Raw genomic sequence first — 4,672 nt, forward strand, 5'->3', positions numbered from 1 at the left:
GCCAGGCCTCAGCATTTTATTATGGTGATCCCCTGGGCGAAATGCGCCTGGTAAGCAGAGTTTTTGAAATGTAAGGCCTTTGAATAAGACAAAAGGCTGCCTCATCGCTAACTTTGCAACAGTGCCAAAAAGATTATCCTTCTACTTGGGCAGCAATCACAGCTATTGATCCTAAAATCGGTTGTACTCCTGAAACATTGCGTGTTTGGTATCAAAAATATTTAGATCAACAAAATCCTGTCAAAGTACAACAGATATCTGATCAAAAAAAAATGAAGGGTAATCCCCCCTAAAATACTAGCTCTTTAAAAGAGGCAGTATTATGCTTTTACAACATGGTGTTTAACTTGAGAAACTGAATTTAAAACAATCTACTGTAACTCTTCCAGACAGATATGAAATTAATCCACCCCTAACCCTTTAAACACCGCATCCACCGGATCTGCATAAAAGCTGGTCTGGAACTTGGTAAACAGTTCCACAGGAATCGTTGGGATATCTGCCGCACTACTCATTGGTAAAGCAACCTTCTTGGCACCCGCATCAAAAGCAACTTGCAGACATTCGGCAATACTTTCCACCGGTGTCACTGAACCACCCAAGCTCATATCACCCAGTACCACCATCTGACTTTGTACCGATCGTCCTAAGAGGCCAGAAGCGAAAGCCACTAAACTTGGCAGAGCAAGATGGCTGAGCGGGCCGGTATTCTGTAATTCCACCACATGTAAGTGGAAATCATGTTCCAGCACCTTACTGCCCCCCGAGATCCGGGATGCATTGGCCTTGAAGTAATCAAAAGCAATCTTGACCTGTTCTTTGGCACTACTTGAATTCCATAAGCCAGATGTCGCCAATTTTCCTGAACCTTTAGTGACTTGAAGTTCTAAGCGGTATAAGCCTGGCATGCCCTTATTACTGAGGCCAATGGTATACAGGAAGCCTGGTTTAGCAGGACCTTCGGGAATAAGTCCACCTCCACCCTGCTCTTTTACCGAAACAAAATGCTCTTCTAGGGTGTCATTGTCGATATAGCTAAAATGCACATCATAGAATTCCATCCCCCCAATTTTTTTCAGCTGTTCTTTGACCCGACGGCGCACCTGCAGCGCATATTCCAGGCATTGCCGTACATCTTCTTTGTTAAATTGACCATGTGGGTAGAGCAGCTTCATCAATCCAGAAACCGTCTTGCGAACGGCAATCACATCACGCTGATTCAGGTTATTCCCTAGCTTAAAGTACTTCTCAATGGCATCCGCAAAACTACGCTTACGCATTTCCCGGAAGAACTCAGCCAGATAATCAACGATCAAGCCATAACGGTTGGTAAAGAATTCCGGGCGCATTTTCGGAATTTCCCAACCCGGGATATAGGCATGAAAGCGATCAAAGAATGCTGAATCGATCATGGCTTCAGGAAAAGGAGCCAATAAGTGGCTAGTCTTCACCAAGGATTCAACACTTTGGTTAATATTACCCACAAAAACCATCGAAGCTGAGGCTTCCATCTGTTCACGACCACGGGCAAAAGATCCTGAGGCCATGTAGTCTTTCATGATCTGTACGCCATCTTTGTCCTTAAAGGAAATACCAGCAACTTCATCAAAAGCTACCACATCCCATAAGCCCACCAGACCAATACGGCGGCTACTCATGTTATAGAACAGGTTGGCGACAGTCGTTTGTCCACCGGAGACTAAAATACTATTCGGTGAACACTCTTTGTAAATATGGCTTTTCCCGGTACCGCGTGGTCCCAGTTCACAAACGTTATAGTTATTTTCAACGAACGGAACCATACGCGCTAATAGGTGCCATTGCACATCCTCTTTTAACGAAGCCGGTTCCATGCCGATCGAACGGATTAAACTCTCGCGCCACTGATCAGTGCTTAATGCTGCTCTGCCACTGAAAAGTTCATCCATATTCATATTCGGCATTTGAATCGGCTTGAGTAAGCTCACGCCAAATGGAGAACTAGTCTGTCCTTCTTCAAAATAATAACTGAGCGTAGCAATGACCCAGATACCACCAACAAGTAATTTTTCATACTCTTTGACGATGCCTGCCGAGATTTCGGCATCTTTGATGCCAAGATTACTAAATGATGCTTCGTATTTGTCTTTACGCTCATTCAGCTTTACAGTCACCCGATCAATGACCTTATAACTGCCCCGTTCACGGACCAGGGATTTCACCTTCTCGGCTTCATCCGGTCGGACGTAGTTCTCAGCCAGTACGGTCTTTACGTTACGTAGTCCCTGTTCAATGATCTCTGGATCATCCGAGGCACAGTACATCCCCAGCAGGTATTCGAGTACATAGACAGGGACATTGGCCCCTTCTTTGATCAGTTTAGTTAGATCCTTACGTACCACCCGCCCAGCAAAGTGTTCATTCAGCAGCTGATCCAGTTCTTTATCGTTAGCAGATTCCATGTAGGCTACGCTCTATCGTTAATTCGTTATTAGAAGAAGTCATCGGTAAATGCCAAATCAATGGTGACCTTATAGCGTTGCATCTCGATATTCAGGTCTTTGTCTTTCAGTACCAGGAAGTAATCTTTCTTACGGTCAAAATCAGTGCCAGACAATGACAGTCTGACCTGTTTGACCCGATCGGCAACAGAGTCGGTAGTGCTATCAAAAGTCAAAGTTTCTTCACTGGAAACTTTAAGATCCCCATCATAAATGGCAATGGATAAAGTCACTGGCATGACCAGCTCACTGACAGCTTCGGTTTGCATCAAATCAAACTTCTGGATGTTATTGACCATCTTCAGCGTGGATTTGGTAGAAATGACCTCAACTTTACGCTTGGTCCGCTGTCCAGCCTTTTCACCACGTAGCTGTTTTACCATCAGTACCGGTACCACAATTTCCTGAGGCATGATGCCGCCATGCACGAAACGTGAGCCTCCTACGAAATGGAAACGGTTCGCCCCTTTTGGAATCCAGAAATCAGTCGCAGATAATGTGCCTGCCGTAGCTTGGGTTGAGCCTTTCCAGGCTTCCTTGCTCTCTGGTAAACCATGCCCAATCACATAGCGTTTTTTGCTCTTCAATGTATTGGCAGGTTTTTCAGTCAAGCTTGAACGATCCGCAGATTCCAGTTTACTTTGCTGGAACAGGAAGCCATGGTCGGCTGTAATCAACAGGGTAGAAATATTGAAGTGCATTAAGATTTTGCGGCTGAGTTCGGTCAGCTCTTCAATAGCATGTTCTACCGCCATAAAGGTTTCTGATTCTGTCGAGGCACTGTCACCGCGTGCATCAATCACGTTGTGATAAACGTAAATCAGCTCATGATCTTTCAGCGCTTCACGGCCTTCATCACGCGACCAGCCTTTTACCATTTCAGCGGTTACTGCCAATCCATTATAGGCAGCCAGAATTTTGGATCGTGCTGCAGTCCCTTTGCTGGACTGCCCATCTACTAAAACATCATCACCTGCGGCCTCTTTGTACTCCAAAGTCTGATGCGGCAACAACGAGGCCATGCCAAGTGTGGTGTAACTTGGGACAACGCCCAGCTGTGAAGACAAGGTCGCTTCAGAATAACGCTTTTCATTGATACGATCACGCAGCTCTACCGCAGCTTCATAACGGAAAGCATCACTGATAATCACCACAATACGGCGTTTCGTTGCGGAACTGAGTAAGGGTCTAACGTGAGTATCGTAGAAGTTCTGCTGATTTGGGATATCTGCCATTTTCCAGACATTCAAGCGTTGCTCAGCTTCAATCCGCTCGCCCCAGTTGCGTGCCAAGTGGTCAATAAACCAGTAGGAATAGCAATTTTCCACTTCTTCATCGAGTTTTTTCAGGATATCGACATGAGCGCGTTGAGAAGCAGCACTGTAGTGGCGATAGGCCATATCAAAGCGATACAACTCCTGCTCGTAGGCTTTATACAAAGCTTCACTGGAGTCGAAATAGAAACCGGCATCAAACTGCTGTCGCAGGCTAAACAGCTCAATGGCTGCCTGCAACGCTGTATAGACAGTACGATATTTACGGCGTGTTGCATCATCCTTATGTTTGGAAGCCCAATAACCATCCAGACGGGTAGAAATAATCGTTCTGAAATGTTCCAGTTCAGCTTTGGTTGCTGCAGGGATATGACTGGCCAAATCAACAATGATCTTTTGTTCAATCACTTCAAAGGTCATGACATCCAGCAGCTGCCCCAGATCAAAGGCCCCGACCCTCTCCTGGATCCGCAGTGCATTCGCCACGGTCTGGGAAAGCGTATCGAAGGTTGGGTAGTATTTAGAACTGTCTCTCCAGCGCGACAAAAAGGCTCTAGCCGTCGCACGGGAGCTGACGGATGACATCACCAGTTCTTGAGCCCATAGCGGTATATCGCCCAGGCTTTCACAGAAACCTGTAGTCATCAAACGGATAAAGAACGTACCGAGCTTGAATGGTGCTTCCCCATTCAATTCTTCAACCGATGCTGGATAACCAATTTCCGCCTGTAATGCGGTGACCAAAGCTGGCACCAGTTGGAATTTTTCCAGTTCAGCAAAGGAGTCTGGATGGCACTGTTGCAAATAGTCGGTGGTGATAAACTTATCATCCCCTTTTGCTGATGGAGCTGCACATGAACCCATTCAAAGGCCGGCATTTTCAGCGTGACATCATTCTGTGGGCCGTACGCTGGTACT

Annotated in this window: 2 protein-coding genes and 2 pseudogenes; 1 reads left to right on the top strand and 3 read right to left on the bottom strand. The window is 46.1% G+C overall.

The features are described 5' to 3' along the window. Positions 1 to 125: 125 nt before the first annotated feature. Positions 126 to 278: pseudogene (locus tag FTU29_RS17045) on the top strand (IS3 family transposase); the annotation flags it as partial. A 123-nt stretch (positions 279 to 401) separates the two neighbouring features. Here FTU29_RS17045 and brxL read toward each other — a convergent pair. From brxL to FTU29_RS17715, 3 genes and pseudogenes are all read right to left on the bottom strand, one after another. Then, complete coding sequence (gene brxL, locus FTU29_RS17050; RefSeq protein ID WP_005021615.1) at positions 402 to 2,441, bottom strand: protease Lon-related BREX system protein BrxL; 2,040 nt, start codon at positions 2,439 to 2,441, stop codon at positions 402 to 404. A gap of 29 nt (positions 2,442 to 2,470) precedes the next feature. Continuing rightward, positions 2,471 to 4,543: pseudogene (gene pglZ / locus FTU29_RS17055) on the bottom strand (BREX-1 system phosphatase PglZ type A); the annotation flags it as partial. Then, positions 4,444 to 4,672: hypothetical protein (locus FTU29_RS17715; RefSeq protein ID WP_373423643.1), on the bottom strand; the 229-nt coding region annotated here is incomplete at its 5' end. The pseudogene pglZ and the gene FTU29_RS17715, both read right to left, overlap by 100 nt.

This window comes from Acinetobacter sp. YH12086, from assembly GCF_013419345.1.
GTDB classification, from domain to species: Bacteria; Pseudomonadota; Gammaproteobacteria; order Pseudomonadales; family Moraxellaceae; genus Acinetobacter; species Acinetobacter amyesii.

Bases quoted from the DNA above. Each gene is read 5' to 3' on its own strand.
- brxL (WP_005021615.1), bottom strand. From the start codon at position 2,441: ATGGAATCTGCTAACGATAAAGAACTGGATCAGCTGCTGAATGAACAC.